Source organism: Streptantibioticus rubrisoli (assembly GCF_024436055.1).
GTDB classification, from domain to species: Bacteria; Actinomycetota; Actinomycetes; order Streptomycetales; family Streptomycetaceae; genus Streptantibioticus_A; species Streptantibioticus_A rubrisoli.
On the sequence record NZ_JANFNH010000011.1, the window covers coordinates 19,067 to 41,855 of the forward strand.

The 22,789-nt window shown below is 70.8% G+C and carries 18 protein-coding genes; 5 read left to right on the plus strand and 13 right to left on the minus strand.

Features of this window, described 5'->3' with window-relative positions; genetic code table 11:
• Positions 1 to 145 precede the first annotated feature (145 nt).
• Together efeU and efeB (NON19_RS13235) are read left to right on the plus strand one after the other, a co-directional pair.
• Positions 146 to 2,341: an iron uptake transporter permease EfeU gene (efeU, locus tag NON19_RS13230; protein ID WP_255927635.1), complete on the plus strand. Its 2,196-nt coding sequence runs from the start codon at positions 146 to 148 to the stop codon at positions 2,339 to 2,341.
• Between the two features lie 26 nt (positions 2,342 to 2,367).
• On the plus strand, positions 2,368 to 3,657 hold the full coding sequence (efeB, locus tag NON19_RS13235; RefSeq protein WP_255927637.1) for an iron uptake transporter deferrochelatase/peroxidase subunit: 1,290 nt from the start codon (positions 2,368 to 2,370) through the stop codon (positions 3,655 to 3,657).
• 75 nt (positions 3,658 to 3,732) lie between these two features.
• Here the strand turns inward: efeB (NON19_RS13235) and metG are convergent, their stop codons facing one another.
• From metG to NON19_RS13285, 10 genes are all read right to left on the minus strand, one after another.
• Complete coding sequence (gene metG / locus NON19_RS13240) at positions 3,733 to 5,457, minus strand: methionine--tRNA ligase (protein ID WP_255927639.1); 1,725 nt, start codon at positions 5,455 to 5,457, stop codon at positions 3,733 to 3,735.
• Positions 5,458 to 5,549: 92 nt separating this feature from the next.
• Complete coding sequence (locus NON19_RS13245; RefSeq protein ID WP_255927641.1) at positions 5,550 to 6,353, minus strand: HAD family hydrolase; 804 nt, start codon at positions 6,351 to 6,353, stop codon at positions 5,550 to 5,552.
• Positions 6,350 to 7,639 carry a serine--tRNA ligase gene (serS, locus tag NON19_RS13250; RefSeq protein ID WP_255927643.1) on the minus strand — a complete coding sequence of 430 codons (1,290 nt, stop codon included), beginning with the start codon at positions 7,637 to 7,639 and terminating at the stop codon, positions 6,350 to 6,352. Before serS ends, NON19_RS13245 begins: the two co-directional genes overlap by 4 nt.
• 710 nt (positions 7,640 to 8,349) lie before the next feature.
• On the minus strand, positions 8,350 to 9,282 hold the full coding sequence (pheA, locus tag NON19_RS13255; protein WP_255927859.1) for a prephenate dehydratase: 933 nt from the start codon (positions 9,280 to 9,282) through the stop codon (positions 8,350 to 8,352).
• 53 nt (positions 9,283 to 9,335) lie between these two features.
• Entirely contained in the window at positions 9,336 to 10,595 is a 1,260-nt protein-coding gene (gene efeB, locus NON19_RS13260; protein WP_255927645.1) for an iron uptake transporter deferrochelatase/peroxidase subunit, read from the minus strand.
• Positions 10,595 to 12,481, minus strand: a complete 1,887-nt coding sequence (locus tag NON19_RS13265; RefSeq protein WP_255927647.1) for a FixH family protein — start codon at positions 12,479 to 12,481, stop codon at positions 10,595 to 10,597. The genes efeB (NON19_RS13260) and NON19_RS13265 overlap by 1 nt, the downstream gene beginning before the upstream one ends.
• 7 nt (positions 12,482 to 12,488) lie before the next feature.
• Positions 12,489 to 12,956 (minus strand): copper chaperone PCu(A)C, encoded by a 468-nt coding sequence (locus NON19_RS13270; protein WP_308213686.1) that lies wholly within the window; start codon positions 12,954 to 12,956, stop codon positions 12,489 to 12,491.
• A complete protein-coding gene (locus NON19_RS13275) occupies positions 12,953 to 13,618 on the minus strand; it encodes an SCO family protein (RefSeq protein WP_255927649.1) in 666 nt (221 codons plus the stop codon). Before NON19_RS13275 ends, NON19_RS13270 begins: the two co-directional genes overlap by 4 nt.
• A gap of 68 nt (positions 13,619 to 13,686) precedes the next feature.
• A complete protein-coding gene (locus NON19_RS13280; RefSeq protein WP_255927651.1) occupies positions 13,687 to 14,400 on the minus strand; it encodes a YcnI family copper-binding membrane protein in 714 nt (237 codons plus the stop codon).
• Positions 14,401 to 14,516: 116 nt separating this feature from the next.
• Positions 14,517 to 15,311, minus strand: coding sequence for a hypothetical protein (locus NON19_RS13285; RefSeq protein WP_255927654.1), 795 nt, complete (start codon positions 15,309 to 15,311; stop codon positions 14,517 to 14,519).
• Between the two features lie 206 nt (positions 15,312 to 15,517).
• On the opposite strand from NON19_RS13285, the gene NON19_RS13290 reads away from it, so the two are divergent.
• Positions 15,518 to 15,970 (plus strand): ATP-binding protein, encoded by a 453-nt coding sequence (locus NON19_RS13290; RefSeq protein WP_255927655.1) that lies wholly within the window; start codon positions 15,518 to 15,520, stop codon positions 15,968 to 15,970.
• A gap of 96 nt (positions 15,971 to 16,066) precedes the next feature.
• Here the strand turns inward: NON19_RS13290 and NON19_RS13295 are convergent, their stop codons facing one another.
• Positions 16,067 to 17,551: an aminopeptidase P family protein gene (locus NON19_RS13295; protein WP_255927656.1), complete on the minus strand. Its 1,485-nt coding sequence runs from the start codon at positions 17,549 to 17,551 to the stop codon at positions 16,067 to 16,069.
• A 137-nt stretch (positions 17,552 to 17,688) separates the two neighbouring features.
• Positions 17,689 to 19,158 (minus strand): PP2C family protein-serine/threonine phosphatase, encoded by a 1,470-nt coding sequence (locus tag NON19_RS13300; RefSeq protein ID WP_372514123.1) that lies wholly within the window; start codon positions 19,156 to 19,158, stop codon positions 17,689 to 17,691.
• 784 nt (positions 19,159 to 19,942) lie between these two features.
• On the opposite strand from NON19_RS13300, the gene NON19_RS13305 reads away from it, so the two are divergent.
• Entirely contained in the window at positions 19,943 to 20,653 is a 711-nt protein-coding gene (locus NON19_RS13305; protein ID WP_255927659.1) for a bifunctional DNA primase/polymerase, read from the plus strand.
• Between the two features lie 134 nt (positions 20,654 to 20,787).
• Positions 20,788 to 21,462: a hypothetical protein gene (locus tag NON19_RS13310; RefSeq protein ID WP_255927660.1), complete on the plus strand. Its 675-nt coding sequence runs from the start codon at positions 20,788 to 20,790 to the stop codon at positions 21,460 to 21,462.
• Between the two features lie 262 nt (positions 21,463 to 21,724).
• Here the strand turns inward: NON19_RS13310 and NON19_RS13315 are convergent, their stop codons facing one another.
• Positions 21,725 to 22,705, minus strand: a complete 981-nt coding sequence (locus tag NON19_RS13315; protein ID WP_255927661.1) for a DUF5926 family protein — start codon at positions 22,703 to 22,705, stop codon at positions 21,725 to 21,727.
• Positions 22,706 to 22,789 lie beyond the last annotated feature (84 nt).

Sequence of the window (22,789 nt, forward strand, 5' to 3'; positions counted from 1 at the left end):
ACATAGCGCGACAAAGACCCCGGAATCTCCTTTTGATTCCGGGGTCTTCGCGTATGCGGACGCGCATCCGCGGGCCACAGCATCTGGCAAGGTCTACTAAGGTTCGCCTAAGCTAAGTTGCCCGTCCGCGAGAGGAAGCGACGACATGTGGGACGACGCGTTTCCCAGCTTTCTGATCGGCCTCAGAGAAGGACTCGAGGCCGGTCTGATCGTCTCCATCCTGGTGGCAACGCTGGTCCGCGCGGAGCAGAAGTCCCGTCTGCCGCAGGTGTGGACGGGTGTGCTGGGCGCGGTCGCGCTCTCCATGAGCTTCGGCGCGGTGCTCACCTTCACCGCCGCCAACCTCTCCGCCACCGCACAGGAGGCCTTCGGGGGCGCGCTGAGCGTCGTCGCGGTCGCCTTCGTCACCGCGATGGTCTTCTGGATGCGCCGCTCCGCGCGCAACCTGTCCGGTGAGATCCGCGAGAAGGTCACCAACGCGCTCTCCATGGGCGCGGGCATGCTGATCGTCACCTCGTTCCTCGCGGTGGGCCGTGAGGGACTTGAGACCGCGCTGTTCCTGTGGACCACCGCACGGGCCGCGGGCGAGTCCACCGGCCCGATGATCGGCGCCGCCATCGGCCTGGTGCTGGCCGCCGGGCTTTGCTGGGGCCTGTACCGCCGGGTGTTGAAGATCAACCTCACCAGGTTCTTCACCTACACCGGCATCGTGCTGATCGTCATCGCCGCGGGCGTGTTCGGCTACGGTCTGCGCGACCTCCAGGAGGGCGGCGTACTGCCCGGCGCCACCTCGTTCGCCGTCCACCTGAGCCAGAGCGTGGACGCCAGTTCGTGGTGGGGCACCCTTCTGCAGGGCGTCTTCAACCTCACCCCGCAGATGACCTGGCTGCAGACGGTCGCGTATGTCGGCTACCTCGCCGTCGTGATGACGCTGTTCGTACGCGGTGTTACGGCGGCCCGTCCGACAACCCCCAAGCCGCAGAAGGCGGTTGAGCCGCAGGCCGAGCAGCCCACACCGGAAGGGCAGGCGGAGCCGGAGAAGCAGCCCGCACCGCAGGAGCAGCCGGAGCCGCAGGAGCGGCAGGAACCGCAGGAGCGCCCGGAACCGCAGGGCGAGCAGCCGGAACCGCAGGAGCCGCAGAAGCAGCCGGAGCCGGAGCCTGAGCCGGAGAAGCAGCCTCACAGGCGCCCCGCGTGGGTCGTACCCGCGGCCGTGGTCGCCGTCCCCGTGGTGGTCGCCGGAGGCGTCATCGCGGTGTCCGGCGCCAAGCCCGACCAGACGCAGACCATCGCCGTCTCGGAGACCGACTGCGGCAAGGGCTTCAAGGCGCCCAAGCCGGGCCGCCAGAGCTTCCAGATGCACAACACCGGCAACAAGACCTCCGAGGTCTATCTGATCGACCCGTCGACCAACGCGGTCTACGGGGAGATCGAGGGCCTCGCGCCGGGCACCACCCGCGATCTGGTCGCCACCGTCGGCGGCGGCTCGTACGCCTGGCGCTGTGTGCCCACCGGCGGCAAGGTCACCACCTCCGCGGCGGTCCAGGTCAGCGGCGGCGGCAACGTCAGCGCGGTCGCTCCGGTCTCGGAAGACGACCTGAAGCCCGCCCTCGCGGCCTACAAGTCCTATGTGAACAAGGGCCTGGCCACCCTGGTCACCCAGACCCAGACCCTCCAGGACGACGTGCGCGGCAACGACCTGGACGCCGCCAAGCACGACTGGCTCACCGCCCATCTGACGTACTCCTCGCTGGGCGCCGCCTACGGCACCTTCCAGGACTTCGACAAGAAGATCAACGGGCGGTCCGACGGTCTGCCGCAGGGTGTCAACGACCCTGGTTTCACCGGCTTCCACAAGGTCGAGTACCAGTTGTGGCACAGCGCCTCCGCCTCCGACGTCCAAGGCGGTGTCGACCAACTCGCCAAGGACGTCCAGGGATTGCAGAAGGCCTTCCCCACCCAGGACTTCGACGTCTCCGACCTGCCGCTGCGCACCCACGAGATCCTGGAGAACACCCTCCAGTTCGAGCTGACCACCGACACCGACGACGGCAGCGGTACGAACCTGGCGACCGCCAACGCCAACCTCGCCGGTACCGAGGAACTCCTCGACGTGCTGCGGCCGTTGATCACCAAGCGCTCGCCGCAGCTGATCGGCACCGTGGACGCCGACATCGCCCGGGTACAAAAGCTCCTCGACGCGCAGCACAACGGCGACAGCTGGACGCCGGTCGAGAAGCTCGACCAGAACACGCGGATGGCGCTCAACGGCGCCACCGGCCAGCTCCTTGAGGACCTTTCCCCGATCCCCGACCTCCTCGAGATCCGGAAGTCTGCCTGATGTCCTGTCCTGTGAATCACGAAGCCATGTCCGCCGCCGCCCAGGGCGGCTGCCCGGCGGGCCATGGGCGCCGTTCGTTCATGAAGACGGCACTGGGCGCGGGCGCGGCCGGTGCGGTGCTCGCCGGTGGTGGCGTGGCGCTGAGCGCTGGCCGGGCCTCGGCCGAGGCCGACGGCACCACCGAGCATGGGGCGCCGATCACTAGCCGGGCGGGCGCTGTCGACTTCCACGGCCAGTACCAGGCGGGCATCCTCACCCCGCAGCCGACGGCCGCGACGTTCGTCTCGTTGAACGTGCTGGCGCGGAACCGCAAGGAACTCACCGACCTGTTCAGGACGATCACCGAGCGGGCGCGCTTCCTGACCGCCGGTGGCACCCCGGTCGACCTCGGCGTCGGCGCACCGCCGTCCGACAACGGCATCCTGGGGCCGGTGGTTCCCGCGGACGCGCTCACCGTCACGCTCGGCGTCGGCTCCTCGCTGTTCGACGACCGCTTCGGGCTCGCCAAGGCCAAGCCGCGCAAGCTGACCCCGATGCGCACCTTCCCCAACGACAACCTCAACCCGGCCGAGTGCCACGGCGATCTGTCGCTGCAGATCTGCGCGGGCAGCCAGGACACCGTGCTGCACGCGCTGCGCGACATCGCCAAGCACACCCGTGGCGCGATGCAGATCAAGTGGAAGATCGACGGCTTCCAGAGCGCACCGCGCCCGGCCGGTGCCCAGCGCAACCTGCTCGGGTTCAAGGACGGCATCGCCAACCCGGACGTGAGGTCCCCGCGCGAGATGGACCACCTGGTCTGGGTGACCGGCTCAAGTGGCGAGCCCTCGTGGGCCGTTGGCGGCAGCTACCAGGTGATCCGCATCATCCGCATGCTGGTGGAGTTCTGGGACCGGGTCTCGCTCACCGAGCAGGAGAAGATGTTCGGCCGCCGCAAGGACACCGGCGCGCCGCTCGACGGTGCCAACGAGACGGACATCCCGGACTACGCCAAGGACCCGCAGGGCAACGCGATTCCGCTGGACGCGCACATCCGGCGGGCCAACCCGCGCACCGCCAAGACCGACGAATCGCGCATCCTGCGCCGGGGCTTCAACTACGACCGGGGCGTGGACAACGTCGGCAACCTCGATATGGGACTGGTCTTCTGCTGCTACCAGCAGGACGTGGTGCGGCAGTTCGAGGCCACCCAGACGCGGCTCATTGATGAGCCGCTGGTCGACTACATCTCGCCGAGGGGCGGCGGGTACTTCTTCTGCGTGCCCGGCGTGCGGGACGAGAAGGACTGGCTGGGGCGCGGGTTGCTCGCCGGGTAGCCGCTTTTCCCCACCCCGCCCCTTCCCGGAACTGGGGGCTCCGCCCCCAGACCCCCGGGCTGTGCTGAGCGCGCGCTATGCAGCTTGCTCCGTGCCGCCGAAGCGCTCGCGGTAGGACTCCAGGTCCTCCTCGGTGATCTTCGCGAAGAGCACCGGCGGCACCGTGAACGGCGTCCCCGCCGGGACCGCGTCCAGGGCGCGGGCGTGGTCCGCCGTCACCCACTGGGCGTTGTCGCCCTCCAGCGAGAACGCCTCCCGCATGGCCCGGGCCGAGGCCGGGATGAACGGCTCGGAGATCACCGAGTACAGGTGGATCAGGTTCATCGCCGTACGCAGCGTGAGCGCCGCGCCGTCCTGGTCGGTCTTGATCTCCAGCCAGGGCGCCTTCTCCTCCAGGTAGGAGTTGCCCGCGCTCCACAGCGCGCGCAGCGCCTGCGCGGCCTTGCGGAACTGGAGGGCGTCCATGTGCTCCTCGTACTCGGCCAGCAGCTCGGCGATCTGCTCGCCCAGCTTGGCCTCCGCCTCGCCCGCCTCCCGGCCGGTCGGGACCGTGTCGCCGAACCGCTTGCGGGAGAAGGACAGCACGCGGTTCACGAAGTTGCCGAGGGTGTCGGCCAGGTCCTTGTTGACCGAGGAGGCGAACAACTCCCAGGTGAAGCTGGTGTCGTCGGACTCCGGCGCGTTCGCCATCAGGAAGTAGCGCCAGTAGTCGGCGGGCAGCAGGTCCAGCGCCGCGTCGGTGAACACACCGCGCCGCTGGCTGGTGGAGAACTTGCCGCCGTAGTAGTTCAGCCAGTTGAAGGCCTTGACGTAGTCGACCTTCTTCCACGGCTCACGGGTGCCGAGTTGGGTGGCCGGGAACATCACCGTGTGGAACGGGACGTTGTCCTTCGCCATGAACTCGGTGTAGCGGACGGTGTCGTCGGCCTCGTACCACCAGGACTTCCAGTCCCGGTTCTCCGGGTCGACGTCCGCCCACTCCTTGGTGGCGCCGATGTACTCGATCGGCGCGTCGAACCACACGTAGAAGACCTTGCCCTCGGCCGCCAACTCCGGCCAGACGTCGGCCGGTACGGGCACGCCCCACTCCAGGTCGCGGGTGATCGCCCGGTCCTGCAGGCCCTCGGTCAGCCACTTGTGGGCGATCGAGGAGGCCAGCGTCGGCCACTCCTTGCTGCCGTTGGTGTCCAGCCAGCCCTCGACCTCGGGCTGCAGCTTGGACTGGAGCAGGAACAGGTGCTTGGTTTCCCGGACCTCAAGGCGGCTGCTGCCGCTGATCGCCGAGCGGGCGTCGATCAGGTCGGTGGGGTCCAGCACCCGGGTGCAGTTCTCGCACTGGTCGCCGCGCGCCTTGTCGTAGCCGCAGTGCGGGCAGGTGCCGACGATGTAGCGGTCGGGCAGGAAGCGCTCGTCGTCCAGCGAGTACACCTGGCGGATCGCTCGCTCCTCGATGAAGCCGTTCTCCTTCAGCCGACGCGCGAAGTGCTGGGTGATGTCGCGGTTCTCCGCGGAGGAGCTGCGGCCGAAGTAGTCGAAGGACAGCTCGAAGCCGTCGTAGATGGCCTTCTGCGCGTCGTGCTGCTGGGCGCAGAAGGCGTCCACCGGCAGTCCGGCCTCCTTGGCGGCGAGTTCGGCAGGGGTGCCGTGCTCGTCAGTGGCACAGATGTAGAGCACGTCGTGGCCGCGCTGGCGCAGGTACCGCGCGTACACGTCGGCGGGGAGCATGGACCCGACCATGTTGCCCAGGTGCTTGATGCCATTGATGTACGGCAGGGCGCTGGTGATCAGGTGTCGGGCCATTGCTCGGGCTCCCAGGATTCGTCTACGGACTGTAGACATCGTATATGCGGGCTCCGGGGCGCTGTCTCCGGAAATCCCCTGTCACTCCTGCCTCAGCGGTCGCCGAGAATCCGCTCGACGACCAGGGCGATTCCGTCCTCTTCGTTGCTCGCGGTCACCTCGTCGGCAACCGCCTTCAGCTCGTCGTGCGCGTTCGCCATCGCGACGCCGTGCGCCGCCCAGCCGAACATCGGAACGTCGTTGGGCATGTCACCGAACGCGATGGTGTCCGCCGCGGTCAGTGCGAGGCGGCGGGCGGCCAGCGACAACCCCGTCGCCTTGCTCAGGCCGAGCGGCAGCAGCTCCACGATGCCCTCGCCCGCCATCACCACGCCCACCAGATGTCCGGCGGCACCCCGGGCAACCGCGGCGAGCTCGTCGTCGCCGAGCCGTGGGTGCTGGATGAACACCTTGCCGATGGGCGCGGCCCACATCTCGGCGCGTTCCCGAAGCCGGGTGACCGGCAGCTCGGTCGCCAGCTGGTAGCCGTCGCCCATCAGGAACTCGCCGTCCAGACCGTCCCGGACGGTGGCCACGGCCAGTTCGCCGGTCTCCGCCTCGATCTTCGCCAGCGCGGTGGCCGCCGCCTGCCGGTCGAGCGTCACCGAGGTCAGCAGCCGGTGCTCCCCGGCGTGGTAGACCTGCGCGCCCTGCCCGCAGACCGCCAGGCCCCGGTAGCCGAGGGCGTCCAGTATGTGCCTGGTACGGGACACCGGGCGCCCGGTCACCACGATGTGCGCGGCGCCCGCCGCGGTGGCCGCGGCGAGCGCCTCACGGGTGCGCGGTGAGACGGTGCCGTCGCCGCGCAGCAGCGTGCCGTCGAGGTCGGTGGCGATGAGGCGGTAGGACGGCGTCACTTGGCGACGGGCTCCAGCACCTCGCGGCCACCGAGGTACGGGCGCAGCACCTCGGGCACCACGACCGAGCCGTCGGCCTGCTGGTGGTTCTCCAGCAGCGCGACGATGGTGCGGGGCACCGCGCACAGCGTGCCGTTGAGCGTGGCGAGCGGCCGGGTGACCTGCTTGCCGTCGCGCTCCTCGCGCATCCGCACCGACAGCCGACGGGCCTGGAACTCGGTGCAGTTCGAGGCCGAGGTCAGCTCGCGGTACTTGCCCTGGGTCGGGATCCACGCCTCGCAGTCGTACTTGCGGGACGCCGAGGCGCCGAGGTCGCCGGTGGCCACGTCGATCACCTGGAACGGCAGGCCGAGCGCGCTGAGCCACTGCTTCTCCCAGGCCAGCAGCCGGGCGTGCTCCGCCTCGGCCTCCTCCGGGGCGACGAAGCAGAACATCTCCACCTTGTCGAACTGGTGGACCCGGAAGATGCCCCGGGTGTCCTTGCCGTATGTGCCCGCCTCGCGGCGGAAGCAGGGCGAGAAGCCCGCGTAGCGCAGCGGCAGCTTCGCGGCGTCGACGATCTCGTCCATGTGGTAGGCGGCGAGCGGTACTTCGGAGGTGCCGACCAGGTAGTAGTCGTCCTTCTCCAGGTGGTACACGTTCTCCGCGGCCTGGCCGAGGAAGCCGGTGCCCTCCATGGCCTGCGGGCGGACCAGGGCCGGGGTGAGCATCGGGGTGAAACCGGCCTCGGTGGCCTGCGCGATGGCCGCGTTGACCAGGGCCAGCTCCAGCAGGGCGCCGACGCCGGTGAGGTAGTAGAAGCGCGAGCCGGAGACCTTCGCGGCGCGCTCCACGTCGATGGCGCCGAGCGCCTGGCCCAGCTCCAGGTGGTCCTTGGGCTCGAAGCCCTCCGCGGCGAAGTCGCGGGGGGTGCCGATGGTCTCCAGGACGGCGAAGTCCTCCTCGCCGCCCACGGGGACGTCGGGGTGGACGATGTTGCCGAGCTGGAGCAGCAGGCGCTGCGCCTCCTCGGCGGCCTCGTCCTGCTCGGCGTCGGCGGCCTTGACGGCGGCGGACAGCTCCGCGGCCTGCTTCAGCAGTTCGGCCTTCTCGTCGCCGGTGGCCTTGGGGATGCGCTTACCGAGGGTCTTCTGCTCGGCGCGCAGCTGGTCGAAGCGGGAGCCGGACGACCTGCGCCGCTCGTCGGCGGAGAGCAGTGCGTCGACGAGGCCGACGTCCTCTCCACGGGCGCGCTGGGAGGCGCGCACACGGTCGGGGTCCTCACGGAGCAGGCGAAGGTCAATCACGGCTACAGGCTACCGGGATGCTGACCGTGACCGCGACAAGTTAAGTGCGATATGTGGCGATTTGCCCGTTTTAAGGAAAAGGCGGGGAAAGTCGATAAGGGTGGGAAAGGTATTCGTCAACCGAATTCACCGTCTCCCTCCCTTGAGGCATCTGCGCTATGGAGCATCGAAGTTGGGGGCCGGTTATCCACAGGTGGGCGGGGGTGCAATTCGTTATCCACAGGGTGTGCGCGCGGTCTGTGGAGAACGTGCTTGATCGTTTTGTGGTACGAGCTGGCGGCAATGATTCCGGGTTTAAACCGGCCGCACACTCACTTTCGAGTGAGAAACGCTCCGCTTGGTTCGCCCTGTAGAGTTGCTGTACGGAATTACGCTGACGAATGGTGCACGGTTGACCTCCGGGGCTCGACGCCCCGTTGAACCGATTTGTCGACTAAGCCGCAATCTCCTCCACGCCGATCTGTCGACTTATCCCCAGCTCCCAACCGGCCTGTGGATAACTCCGTGGATAACCCACAAGGGGCAGTCGCCCCACGGCCGACCGCGAGATCCACGCCGTTCCGGCCGCCCAGACGCGACCCGCTGTCCGCTGCGCTGGCGAGATCCGCGCCCTCTTAGCCCTCGCCGCGGGCGATCAGACCACTCGCGGGGTGCGCTGGGCGGGGCGGGTTCCCCCGCGGCGGGCGGGCGCTACGCCCGCCCGCGGAGCGCTACGCCCGTCCGTCGAGCGCTCGGGACAGCCAGTCGGCCGCGGCCGCGAACTCCTCGTCCGTGGTGCCCGGCCGTACCTGCGGCGCCGTCTCGTCGGCCCGCGGATACGAGCCGAGGAACCGCACCTGCGGGCAGATCCGCTTCAACCCCATCAGCGCCTCACCGACCCGGCGGTCGGTGATGTGGCCCTCCGCGTCGACCGAGAAGCAGTACCGCCCGATCCCGCCCCCGGTCGGCCGGGACTCGATGCGCACCAGGTTGACCCCGCGCACCGCGAACTCCTGGAGCAGTTCCAGCAGCGCGCCCGGGTGGTCGTCGCCCAGCCAGAACACCGCCGACGTCTTGTCCGCCCCGGTCCGCGCCGCCGCCCGGCCTGGCCGTCCGGCCAGGACGAACCGGGTCTGCGCGTTGGGCACGTCATGGATCTCGGTGACCAGCGGTTCCAACCCGTACGTCGGCGCCGCGAACTCGCCCGCGAACGCGGCGTCGAACCGGCCCTCCTGGACCTGCCGGGCGCCGTCCGCGTTGGAGGCCGCCGACTCCCACACCGCCTCGGGAAGGTTCGCCTTCAGCCAGTTGCGGACCTGCGGCTGGGCCACCGGATGCCCGGTGACCGTCTTGACGTCGGCCAGCCTGGTGCCCGGCCGTACCAGCAGCGCGAAGGCGATCGGCAGCAGCACCTCGCGGTAGATCATCAGCGGTTCGCCGGTGGCCAGTTCGTCCAGCGTGGCGTTGACCCCGCCCTCGACCGAGTTCTCGATCGGCACCAGCGCGCCGTCCGCCTCCCCGGCCCGCACCGCGTCCAGCGCGGCGGGCACCGACACCATCGGCACCAGCTCGCGGGTCGCCGCCTCCGGCAGCGTGCGGATCGCGGCTTCGGTGAAGGTGCCTTCGGGCCCTAGATACGTGTACCTGGCGGCGGACGAGGACATCATGGGGCCACCCTAGTGCGACGGCGGCCCGTCGCGGCGTGGCCGTCCACTACCTAGGACTCCAGCAACCGCTGCCCCACGTACTCGCCCGGCGCGCAGCCGCCCGGCACCGCGAACAGCGCGCTGGACTCGTGCCGGATGAACCGCGACAGCCCGTCCGCCCGGTCCAGCTTCTGCTGGACCTTGATGAAGCCGTTGAACGGGTCCGCCTGCCAGGCGACGAACAGCAGTCCGGCGTTGGGCGTGCCGTCCTGGTCGTATCCGTCGTGGTAGGAGAACGCCCGCCGCAGCATGGCGGCGCCGCCGTTGGAGGCGGGCGCGGCGACCCGGATGTGGGCGTCCCCGGGGATCGCCAGCGAGCCATCCGGATTGATCTTGTTCAGGTCCACCGGCGTGCTCTCGGTACCGCCGGACAGCGGTGCGCCGTCCGACTTGCGGCGGCCGATCACCCGCTCCTGGCGGTCGAGCGAGAGGTGGTCCCAGGAGTCCAGCAGCATCCGGATCCGCCGTACCACCGCGTAGGAACCGCCGTTCATCCAGCTGGAGTTGCCGGTCTGGCCGGAGACGAAGACCTTCGTCCCGAAGTCCTTGTCGGTCGGCTTGGGGTTGTTGGTGCCGTCGATCTGGCCCATCAGGTTGCGCGGCGTCCTGGGCCGCTCGGTGGCTCCGGGGGCGCGGTTGAACCCGTTCATCTGCCAGCGCGTTGTCGCCGTCCCGGCCGCCTCCTTCTGCAGTATCCGCAGGGCGTGGAAGGCGACCAGCGAGTCGTCACTGCCGATCTGCACCCACAGGTCACCGTCGCTCAGCTTGGGGTCGAGCGCGTCGGAGGAGAACGGCGGGATCGGGGCGAGGTTCTCCGGGACCCGGTCCTTCAGACCGGTCTTGTCGAAGAAGCCCAGCCCGAACCCGAAGGTCACGGTCAGTGAGGAGGGCCCCGCGTCCAGCGCGATCTGGTTGTCGTCGTTCGGCGCCCGCCCGGCCGTCATCGCCTCGGCCGCCGCCGACCAGCGGCGCAGCAGCGCGGCGGCCCCCTTGCGCCCGGCGCCCGGCGCCAGGTCGAAGGCGATCAGGTGCCCGGTGGCCTGTGCCGGTTCGACGATGCCCGCCTGGTGGTCGCCGTGGAACGGAACCGCCGTACTGCCCACCGACGTCAGCGGTGCCGCACCGGACGTCGCCGCGTAGCCGTACGCGCCGCCCGCGCCGCCGACCACCAGGCCCGCCGCGCCAGCGGCCGACGCGGTGCCCAACAGCCGCCGTCTGGTTATCTCCTGACGTCCAGTCAGCTCACTGGATTTGGCCGTAGCTTTCTTCATCAGCCGATCGCCACATTCTTGGTCTCGGTGACCTCGTCGATGTCGGAGGTGCGCACGGTCAGGGACAGTTGCCACTGCCCGGCCATCGGCAGCTGGACGGACGGCGCCGTCCACACGCCGGTGCCGTCGTGGCCGAGCTTCACCGGCAGCGGTCCGACGCCCCGGGACCTCAGGGTGAACGACAGGTCCACCTCGGGTACGTCGACCGGGTTGCCCGCCTGGTCGGCGATGGTCAGGTGCAACTCGTTGCTTCCGGTACGGGCCGGGTCGATGTGGACGCTCGCGGTGCCCTTGCCGTTCGCCCCGCCGGTGTCGAACGGGATGGTGGCGAACACCGGTCCGCCACTGGCCGGTACCGCGCTCGGCGTGGCTCCCGCGGTGGCGGTCTCCTCCACCGCGCGGCCCGGCTCGGTGCCGCTGAGCGCCGTGGCGACCGCCAGCACGAGCACCGCGACCGCCGCCTCGGCCAGCACCGAGCGGCGCAGCCCGGCCCGCGCCGGATCGGCGTCCCGTCGCCTGCGTGCCCGTGCGGTGGCCAACGCGGCGCGCTGCCGGGCGAGTTGGGCGGCCCGCGCCGGATCGCTCGACGTCACCTCGACGGACGCCGCCACCGGTTCTGGCTCCTCCTCGGGCACGTCCTGGTCGGCCAGGCGACCGGTCCAGCGCCGGGAGACGTACGCCGCGCCGAGCACCACCGCGACCAGTGCGACCTTGGCGATCAGCAGCCGCCCGTACGAGGTCGTGGCCAGCGCGTGCCATGAGCCGACCTGCCGCCATGACTGGTAGATCCCGGTCGCCGCCAGTACGCACACGCACCCGAAGGCGGTCCGGGAGAACCGGCGCACCGCCTCCCGTTCGATCCCGGCGGTCCGGTACAGCGCGGTCAGCAGTGCCGCGAGCCCGCCCAGCCAGACCGCCATCGCCAGCAGGTGCAGCACGTCCAGCGGCACCGCGACGCCCGGCTGGATGCCGACCGAGGCGTGCTCGGCCAGCGACCAGGTCGCCGCGAGACCGACCGCGATCACCGCGCCGCCGAGGGCGAGCCCGATCGCCAGGTTCCGCCGCCCGGCCCACGCCCCCCGGGTGAACTCGGCACCGAACAGCACCGACAGGTACACCGCCGCCGCGGCGAGCAGCAGCAGCCGGCACAGCAGCGCCGCCCCCGGCTTGGTGTCGATCACCGACCGCACCGCACCGAGGTCGAACACCCCGCCAAGACCGGTGCCGTTGACGTAGGGACCGCGCAGCAACAGCAGCGCGAGCGTGGCGGCCGCCATCGCCGCCCAGCCGCCGACCGCCAGCCGCCGCATCACCCGCAACCGGGCACCGCGCGGCCAGCACACCGAAAGGAACGCGCAGCTACCGACCAGCAGCGCGAACCCGCCGTACGCCAGGTAGCGCCCGATCCCGTACAGCACCCCGGCGGTGCCGCCGCCGGCGTCCTGCTCGGGCACCGCCGCGGAGGTCTTCGACGGCGCGCCGACGGAGAACGTCCAGGCGCCCGCGACCGGATGGGTGTCCGCCGAGACCGCCTTCCACGCCACGGTGTACGTGCCGTTGCCGAGGTCAGGGCGCAGCCGCACGGTCGCGGTGTCGGTGGCGCCGCCCGCGTGCTGGGCGGCGCCCTGCTGGACCTGCTTGCCGGACGGGTCGAGCACCCGCACCGAGTCGGCGGACAGCAGTACCCCCTCGGAGAAGGTGAGCAGCACCTTCGACGGCGCCGTGAACACCACCGCCCCCTGGCCGGGGTCGGTGCGCAGCAGCGCGGCGTGCGCGGACGCGGGGGCCGCCCCGGCGAGCAGCGCGGTCAGCAGCGCGGCGAGCACCAGCAGCAGCCGCCGCGCGGTCGTCCTTCCCCTCGCGGTGGTCAGCGGTTCGGCGGCCATGGGCGGATCAGCCCTTCGGCCGGTAGGTGGCCGGTTCCACCGGGACGGTCACCGTGATCGGCGCCGACTTGGCGAAGCGCAGGGTGAACGACACCTTCCCGCCCACCGTCGGCTTCTTCCGCATGCCCATCAGCATCAGGTGGTTGCCCCCGGTGCTGAGCACGAGCCTGCCGTGCGCGGGCACGGTGAAGGACTTGACCTCCTGCATCATGTTCGACTCGGTGCGGTGCATGGTGACGTCGGAGGCCACATCGCTTGTCACGCCGGTGAGTTGGTCATCGGCGCCGCCGGTGTTGGTCACCGTGAAGTAGCCCGCCGCCATGTCGTCCATCGCGGGCTGGGGTACGTAACCGCCGCTGACCTTCAACTCGGGCCTGGCGTCTGCGTCGTTGTGGCCGGAACCGGGGGATCCACATCCGGTGAGCGCCATGGCGCCGATCGCGAGCGCGGCCGTGGCCGCCGCGAGCCGCCTCACAGGTCCTCACCCTTGATCAGCTTGGGGATGTCCCGCTGGTAGGTGGCCGAGTCCGCGCTGTCGGTGTACGCGTAGTGCGCCTTGTCGTCCTTGGGGGAGAACGCCAGGACCTCGGCGCTGTGGGTGACGGTGTAGCTGCCGTCCTGCTGCCTGACCGGCTTCTCGACCGTTATGCCGAGCGACTTGGCGCCCGCCTGGATGGCGTCGAAGCTGCCGGTCAGCCCGATGAAGCCCTGACCCTGGCCGGGCAGCCAGCTGGCGAGGCGCTGCGGGGTGTCCCGGTCGGGGTCGGTGGTGACGAAGATGACCTGGATCTTGTCCTGTTCGTCCTTGGGTAGCTTGCGCTTGGCGTTGCCGATGTCGGACATGATCAGCGGGCAGACGTCCGGGCAGTGCGTGTAGCCGAAGTACAGCAGCACCGGCTTGCCCGCGGTCTCCTTGGCGAAGTCGAACTTCTGGCCGTGGGTGTCGGTGAGCACCAGGTTCGGCTTGGTCATCGGCGGGGTGAGCGGCAGTGCGCCGCCGCTGGTGGCGGAGGCGGAGACGGAGGCGACCGGCTTGTCGTCGGTGGAGCCGCCGCACGCGGTCAGGGTCAGCGCGGCGGCCGCCGCGAGCGCCGCGGCGAGGGCGACCGTGCGGTCGCGGTGGTTGGGTGTGCGCATTCAGGGGTTCCCGGGGAGTGGGCCCCGGTCCGCGCTCGACGGACCGGGGCGGCCGTACGGAGGCAGGGTCAGGCGGCGGAGCCGTCACCGCGGCGGCGACCGGCGAACACGCCGTAGCCGACACCGGCGGCGCCGAGCAGGATGCCGACGACACCCAGCACGCGGGCGGTGTCGTCGCTGTCGCCGGACGACTTGGCCGCGGTGGTCCGCGCGGCGTTCTGGGCGTCGGTACCGCTCTTGGCGTCGGTCAAGGTGATGGTCGGCGCCGGGTGCGCGGGCTCGGCACCGCCCGGCGTCGAGGTGTCGATCCAGCGCACGACCTGGTTGTTGTCGTAGGTCTGGAGCGCCTTGAAGCTCAGCGTGCCAACGTCGGTCGGCAGCGGGCCCAACGCCACCGGGAAGCGCTGGAACTCACCGGGCTTGATCTGGCCGCCAGACCAGGTGATCTTGGTGACGGCCTCGGTGACCTGGCCGTCGTCGGTGCTGATCGGCTTGGCGAGCTTGGTCTTGGTGACCGTGGCGGTCCAGCCCGGCACCGGCTCGGTCTGCACCGAGGCGAGCGGGTGGTCGGTGGGCAGGTTGACCTCGACCTTGACGGTGTTGGCGTTGTCCTCCTCGTTGGGGACCTTGAACTCCACCGTGCTGTAGCTGCCCTTGACGGCGCTCTTGGGGGTGACGGTGACGTGCGCGAAGGCCGGTGCGGCGAGCAGCAGTACGGAGGCGCCCGCGGCGGCGCCGACGGTGGCGAGACGGTTGACGGCGCGCTTGTGTGAGCTGGTCATGGTGATGGAACTCCACGGAGGCGGAAGGCGATCTTCAGGGTGACGCGCATGCGGCCGCGACCCCGGTACGTACGCCGACGGGCGTGTTCCGCCGATCCGGGTAGGGGAGGGTCGCCTCAGGCCGCGAGGGCCACCGCGGGCGGACCCCGGCGAATCACCGAATGCTGAAGGAGCACCGACTCCGGATGGCCGCAGTCGTACGCCGTACGGCGCCGCCGTACGCCGGTCAGCCGCTCGGCGAGCAGCCCGGCGACCAGCGCCAGGGTGCGGACCGCGAACAGCGCGGCGCGCAGCGGCAGCAGTGCGGCGGCCTGCCGCACGCCATGGCCGGAGAGTTGGACCAGCCGCCACAGCGCGGCCTCACCGCGGCGCAGCAGCCATCCGGTGACCAGCGCGGCGGCCAGGTGGCCGCAGAGCATCGGCAACGAGTACGACAGACAGCCGTACCCGACCGGCATTCCCGGCATCCCGGTCATACCGGGCATTTTTTGAGGGAGGGTGGGAGCGGTCGACGGGTCGATATGGGCCTGCCGCAGCAGGTGTTCGGCACTGGCCGGCGTGAGCCGCAGCAACTGGTCGTTGCAGAGCAGATGCCCGGCGAGCGCCATGATCCGGTCCGACCGGGTGCCGGTCACCGGTTCGGCGCACCACTGCCCGGTGCTGAACAGGGCGTGCAGCGCGAGCTGTCCGCCCAGCATGGCCGCCGCGATGGCGGGCAGCGATCGCTCCCGTCCCGCCAGCGGTGCCGCCACCGCGAGCACCCCGACCCACCCGGCAAGCAGCGCCCACAGCGGAATGCCGCCCCCGGACGCCATCGCGTGCCCGGCCGCGGACAGCGTGACGCAGACCGCGGCGAACACCGCGGCCCTCAGCAGTCTCAGATCAGCGCCGGCGCGCACGGGGGCAGTCATGGCGGCGCCATCATCCCACCCGCCCCGGTCAGCTCGAACAGCAGGGTGCCCGGCTCGGGGTGGTGCGCGAAACGTATCGGTATTACTCCGCTATGCCTGTTCTGTCCGTCCGCCGAATGAGCGGCATCACGTCAACACCACGCTTACCGGTCGACTTTCCCGGCAATACGTATCCGTACATCGAGCCGCGGCCAGGAGGCTGGAGCATGAGCATCTGGTGGTCACTCCATTTGCGGCGCGAAGCTGCGAGCGTTCCGCTCGCCCGTCGGCTCCTGTTGGGCACGATGGAGACCGCGGGTGTCGATCCGGACATCTCCTACGACCTGTCGGTGGCGCTCTCCGAGGCGTGCGCCAACGCCGTGGAGCACGCGGGTGGCGCGGGATCGAACAGCGGATACCAGGTCACCGCCCATATCGAGGGCGACCGCTGCCGGATCGAGGTCACCGACTCGGGGCCCGGCTTCCCCCTCGGCCGCATCCGGCGCACCGTGCGCCCGCTGGGCCGCAGATCCCATCAGGCGGAGCACGGCCGCGGGCTGTTCCTGATCGAATCGCTGGTGGACCACGTCCACTTCCACAACCGCCCCGGGCACGGCGCCGTCGTCAGCTTCGACAAGGTCCTCAAGTGGCGAGAGGACTCGCTGCTGAAGGCGTCATGAACCGCCGCCATCGAGCCGGACGGATCCGCTGACCAGAGCGTGTGGACCGCGGTGTGGGGCGCGCGCCCCACACCGCGATCGCCGGGCCGTCGGGCCTCAGCCGCGCAACTCCCGCATCCACGCCTCGACTTCGTCCGCTCGCCGGGGCAGCGCCGCCGACAGATTGCGGTTGCCGTCCTCGGTGACCAGGATGTCGTCCTCGATCCGCACGCCTATGCCGCGGTACTCCCGCGGTACCAACTGGTCGTCGGCCTGGAAGTACAGCCCGGGCTCCACGGTGAGCACCATGCCCGGCTCCAGCGTGCCGTCGACATAGGTCTCGGTGCGGGCCTGGGCGCAGTCGTGCACGTCGAGGCCGAGCATGTGGCCGGTGCCGTGCAGCGTCCAGCGGCGCTGCAGGCCCAGCTCCAGGACCCGCTCGACCGGCCCCTCGACGATGCCCCACTCGACCAGCTTCTCGGCCAGCACGCGCTGCGCCGCGTCATGGAAGTCCCGGTACTTGGCGCCCGGGCGGACGGCGGCGATGCCCGCCTCCTGGGCCTCGTACACCGCGTCGTAGATCTTGCGCTGGAGCTCGGTGTACGTACCGGAGACCGGCAGCGTGCGGGTGACGTCGGCGGTGTAGAGGGTGGTGGTCTCCACGCCCGCGTCCAGCAGCAGCAGGTCGCCGGAGCGCACCGGGCCGTCGTTGCGCACCCAGTGCAGGGTGGTGGCGTGCGGACCGGCCGCGCAGATGCTGCCGTAGCCCACGTCGTTGCCCTCGACCCGGGCGCGCAGGAAGAACGTGCCCTCGATGTACCGCTCCGAGGTGGCCTCGGCCTTGTCGAGGACCTTCACCACGTCCTCGAAGCCGCGCACGGTGGAGTCCACCGCCCGCTGCAGCTGGCCGATCTCCCACTCGTCCTTGACCAGCCGCAGCTCACTGAGGAACTCCTTGAGCTCCCCGTCCCGCTCGGCGTCCAGCACGTCGGTGAGCGCCTGCTCAAGGGCCGCGTCATAGCCGCGGACGACGCGCGTCGGGGCCGGGGCTGCGGCGGTCAGCTCCTCGGCGGTCTTGCGCACATCGCGGGTGGGCAGCCCCAGCAGCCGCTCGGCCTCGGCCAGGCTGTGCCGGCGGCCGACCCACAACTCGCCCTGGCCGTCCAGCCAGAACTCGCCGTTCTCCCGGTTGGACCGGGGCAGCAGATAGACGGTCGCGGTGTGCCCGTCCTCAGTGGGGTCCAGCACCAGCACGGCGTCCTCGCTCTGGTCGCCGGTCAGGTGCACGTACTCCGACGAGGCGCGGAAGGAGTACTCGGTGTCGTTGGAGCGGGTCTTCAGGTTGCCCGCGGGGATCACCAGCCGCTCGCCGGGGAAGCGCGCGGACAGTGCGGCGCGGCGCTCGGCCGCGTACCGGGCCTGGTCGATCGGCCGCAGGTCGCGCAGCTCGGTGTCGGCCCAGCCGGACTTCATCAACTCGGCCAGCTCATCGGAGACGGCCGGGTACAGGCCGTTCTTCCGCTGCTTGATCCCCGCCGCGTCAGCGGAACGATCGGTTGGGGTCTCGCCTTCGGGGTTCTCCGGGGCGCGCTCCTCGGCCACGTCATGCCTCCTCGCACTAGGACGAATGCCATCGTAAGCGCGTGCGGACGCGCGCAGAGCGGCCTGTGGACAACACTTGCGCCGCCCTGTGGACAACATCTGTCGCGCCCGCGTCAGCGAGCCCTCGGCGGTGCCGCTCAGTCGTCGAACCGGGCCGCCAGCAGCACGATGTCATCCTCGCCCGGCGCTCCGGGCTCGTCCGGCAGGCAGACCCGCAGCACGTGGTCGGCGAGCAGTTCCGGGTCCTCCCGGGCGGCCCTGGGCGCGTCCGCCGCCGCCGCGTGCAGCAGCGCGAACGCCCGGTCCACCGGCTGGCCCATCCGGTGCAGCAGCCCGTCGGTGTACAGCAGCAGGGTCTCGCCGCGCTCCACCTCGAACTCCACGCTGGGCGCCTCCCAGCAGCTGAGCATGCCCAGCGGTGCGGACAGCGAGGTCTCCACGTACTCGGCGCGCCGCTCGCCGGCGATCAGCGGCGGACAGTGCCCGGCCCCGGCCAGCAGCAGCTTGCGCGTCCCGGGCTCCACGTAGGTGAACAGCGCGGTCGCCGACCGGGCCGGTTCCGTCACCCGCAACAGCAGCTCCAGGTCGGACAGCACCGCGACCGGATCCTCGCCCTCCATCACCGCGTACGCCCGCAGTGACGCCCGCAGCCGTCCCATCGCGGCCACCGCGCTCGGCCCCGACCCGGTGACCGAGCCGACCGCGAGCCCGAGCGCCGCCTCCGGCAGCGGCAACGCGTCGTACCAGTCACCGCCGCCACCCGGCCCGGTCCGGTGCCGCACCGCCATCCGCACCCCGGGCACCCGGGGCAGCCTGCTGGGCAGCAGTTCCTCGCGCACCACCGCGAGGGCGTCGTGCGCCCTGGCGCGGTCGATCTGCCGGGCGACCAGTTCGGCCGCGTACCGCACGTACAGCGCGGCCAAGTGCCGCTGGCGGTCGGTGGGTTCGGCCGGTTCGTCGTAGAGCCAGACGACGGCGCCGATGCGGCCGCTGGCGGCGGTCGCCAGCCGCAGTCCGTAGCTGGCGCCGAAGCCGAGCTGCCGGGCGACCTCGCGATGGCGCCGGTCGAGGTCGGGCTCTCGGGCCAGGTCGGTGTGCAGCACCTCCACCAGGCCGTCGGCGCAGCCGACCACCGGGCCGTCCAGCAGGCGGCCGAAGGCGGCCTCGCCGCGCGGCACCGTCTCCATGGTGCCGAGGTCGGCGCGCGGCAGCCGGTAGCCGATGGACCGGTGCGGGCCGAGACCGTCCGCCGGTTCGAGCACCGCCAGGCCGCGGCGGGCGCCGACCAATCCGGCGCCGGTGCGCAGCAGTTCCTGGAGGGTGGCGTCGAGGGTGGCGGTTCTGGCCAGCTCCTCGGTCAGCTCGTGCAGCGTGGTGAGGTCGGAGATCCAGGAGGCCATGCGGTCCTGGAGGGCGGCGAGTTGGTCGATCGACCGGAAGGCGTCGGCGAGTTCGTCGGCCGCGGGGGGTGCGCTGCGGCCGGTGCGGGGTGCGGGGTGCGCTGCGGCGGAAGACGTTCCGCTGGTCGCGGACGGGTTCTGCGGGGCTTCGGCGGACGGCGCTGACGGGGTGCTGGCGGCGGCTTCGGCGGGAGGTGGGTCGGCCATGCTGGCCGGATTTTCGGTGAGGTCAGTAGTGGGAGGATCGATTCCGGCCACTTTCGGGACGCGGGCTGCACTCATGGTCGGGGGCTTCCGGAGTGAATCCGGTCGCAGCGGAGGTTGCCCGGATTTCTACCGCTTTGCGGGCATTTGGAAGTGGTGATTGCCTCGGCAGTCCAACTGCCCTTTTCTGTCAATAGCATCGCAAACCCCCATGTCATGCTGCGCCGCTATCAATACCTCCCTTGTACACGCATGGATGAGGGCATGTCCAGGATTGCGCAGGTGGCCGCGTAGGTGTCTCCGAGGGGGCACGGAAGCGGCTCATGGTGAGAGGTTGACTTAAAATAGCCGTTGGCTAAGTCAATTCGCGATCGACTGACGCCAATCAGTGCCAATCACCAGCATGTCCAACAGTGCGTCATATCCGCGTCGGCGGGTACGTACGTGATGGGACACGGGCAGGGCCGCCGATCGATCCGATCAGGCAGGAACCCGCGACCCGGCCCGCGCGTCCTACACGACGACGGCTGACGAACCCCTGTACAAGGGGTTGCGACAACAGAGGCGTTGCGAGCAGAGGGGCTGTCGGCAGGCGACACCGGCGTCGGGACTTTTGCCAGTGCGGCAAGCGAAGCGCCATGTGAGCGCCACCCCTCGCCATGTTTCACGCTCGGCCGACGGCGTGATGCGCTGCCTCGTACGCGGTGTGCTGCCCTCACGGGGGAGACGCGGTTCGGGTTGGTAACGGGCAGATCCTGGAGCGTTTACGGGAAAGGAACGAGCGCAGATGCGCGAGATCCTCGGAAGGCGACGCGGGTTCATGTGGTCCAAGTGGTCCAAGCGGGAGCGGGCGACACCGCGCGCCGCGGCGCTCACCTACGCCGAGCGATGGCACTGGCCGGTGCTGCCCGGCGTCGGATGCGCACTACCGGCCGACGAACGGCGCGGTGCGTCCCGTGGCGGTGCGGTGCGGGCCTGCGGCTGCGCGCGGGTGGACTGCGCGGTGCCCGGTGCCCATCCGCACGACCCCGAGTTGCTCGCCGCGACCACGGATCCGCGGATGGTCGGCTGGTGGTGGACCAAACGCCCGGACGCCCCCGTGCTGCTGGCCACCGGCCGCCCGGTGTCGGCGGTCAGCCTGCCCGCCAGCGCCGGGGTCAAGGCGCTGGCGACGCTCGACGCGATGGGGGTGCGGCTCGGTCCCGTCGTCGCGACGCCGACCCGCACCGCGCTGCTGGTCGCCCCGTACTCCATGGAGGAACTCGGCGAACTGCTGTACCGGCACGACTGGGTGCCCTCCTCGCTGCGCTACCACGGGCCCGGCGGCTACGTGGTGCTGCCGCCCTCGCGTACCGGCGCCGGTCGGGTGGGCTGGGAGCGGGCGCCGCAGCCGGGACCGGGGGGCGGCGCGCCGTGGCTGCCGGATATCTCGGTCATCGTCGACACACTGGTCGAGGCGGGATCGTCCGCGCCCGACGGTAGCCGTCTCGCGTACTGAGCCGGGGTTCACTCTTTCGGGTGTGAGAGGCCGCCCATAGCGGGTTGTACCGCGCGCGGCCACCGGAACAGCCCCGTTCCGCCCGATATGTTCGGCGCACCGAAGCCGTCCCCCCCGCACCGCAGGTGGTCCCCATGGAGCGCGCGTCGAATCTGCGCATGATCGCCCTGGCAAGCGTCGCCGCCCTCGCCGTGGCACTGCCGCTGGCCGCCGCCACGGCGGGACCGGCCGGGCACGGAAAGGCACCGGTGAAATCGACCGGACTGATCGGCGACGCGACCCGGAACGCCGCCAAGGACGCCGCCGATCCGACCGGTTCGGGGAAATCCACTGACGACAAGCCGAAGGATTCACCTTCGCAAGCGGCCGGTCTGCTCGGCGAGTCCGGGCTGGACCTTCCGTCAATTCCCGGAGTGGGCACATCCAGTGCGCGGCCGAATATCGGAGGGCAATCTTCCGCATCTGCCAACTGCGGTCCCCAACTCACTTCCCGGAACGCGGTGGAAGCCCAGACCTGTGTGCTCACCGACGGCCACGACACCTGGGGCCGCACCTACTACCGGAATATGACCGGCGGTCCGCTCGCCGCCGTACTCACCCTCCTGCGACCCGACCAGCGAACCGTCGTGGTGCACTGCCCGGTGGCCGCCGCGGCCGATCCCCGGGTGTGCGAGACGCCGCACGACCCCACCGTGACCGCGGGCCAGGACGCGCTGCCGTACCAGGCGGTGGCGGAGTTCGCGGCGCCGGAAGGCGACCGGGTGCTGCTGCACGCGGGCAGCGATGACGGCCGTGACCCCGGCCAATAGCCGCTGGTCCGAACCAGGAGTCCGCCGGGCTGAGCCGTCGGTGCGTTCGGACATGGAAAGGCCCGGTCGCTGGCGACGGGGGATGCACCAGCGACCGGGCTGTAATTAACGGTAACAAGAGATCGCCCGTTCGCAAATTCGTGTGCCGAGATCGGAACCCCTGTCTACCGGCCCCTACGGGGAGTTGTGACAGGGATCACGCCGTAATCACGTGCCGATCACGCACTGGTCAATGCTTGAACCGTTGGCGATCCACCGCCGTTCAACTCAATGTGATCTGCCGGTTCGCCAGACCGTTGCGCGCCCTGCGCTCCTGCGCGGTCAGCGGCGCGTCCGAGGCGAGCGCCTCGCCGAGCCGCTCGCCGAACGCCGCCGCGGGCTGCTCGACGTCCTGCGCCCGTACCGACACCGGCAGGTCCCACACCGGCACCACCAGGCCGTGCGCCCGGAACGAGCCCACCAGCCGGGTCCCCTCGCCCAACGAGGAGGCGCCCGCCGCGTGCAGCCGCGCCAGCGCGTCCAACAGTTTCTCCTCCGGATGCGGCATCACCCAGCGCAGGTGGTTCTTCTCCGGCGTCTCGCACCAGTACGCGGCCTCAACTCCGGTCAGCCGCACGGTCGGTAGCGCCGCCTCGTTCGCCCGCTCCAGGGACGCGGCGACCTCACCCGTGGCCTTCGCCGCCTCCTCCGGGCCGCCCAGCCAGAACTCGAAGCCGGTCTGCACGGCAGGGGTGAACGGCGCCGTCAGATCGAGCAGGTCCTGCAACCGCGGGGCGGACGGGTCCGGGCGGCGCGCCTCGACCTGGTTGCCGGGCTCGGTCTCCAGCGCGCGGCTCAGCGTGTCGGCCAGATCGCGGCTGATGTCACCGGACGCGGTGTCGTTCTGCAGGCCCAGCATGACGGTGCCGTCCTCGCGGCGCAGCGCGGGCCAGGCCATCGGCAGCACGGTGGCCAACGTCACCGACGGCACGCCCTGCGGCAGCCCGCCCTTGAGCGTCAACTCCGCGGTGGCGGCCGGGACCAGCTCGCGCAGCGCCACCCAGTCGCACTCACCGGGCAGGCCCTCGAACGGCCGCTGCACCAGCTCGGTCACCGCATGCGCCGCCGCCCGCCCGTGGCAGGCCTTGTACCGGCGGCCGGAACCGCACGGGCAGGCCTCCCGGGCACCGACGACCGGGACCTCCCCCTCCGGTAGCGGTGCGGAGGGCTTGCGGTCCTTGGTGAGCGGGCGCTTCTTGGCCATGGCTGGGTGTCTCCCACGTGCGGTGTACGTTTCCCGCGCGAGCCTAATGCCCTACGCGCCGCGTACGTTGCCGCACCGGACGTG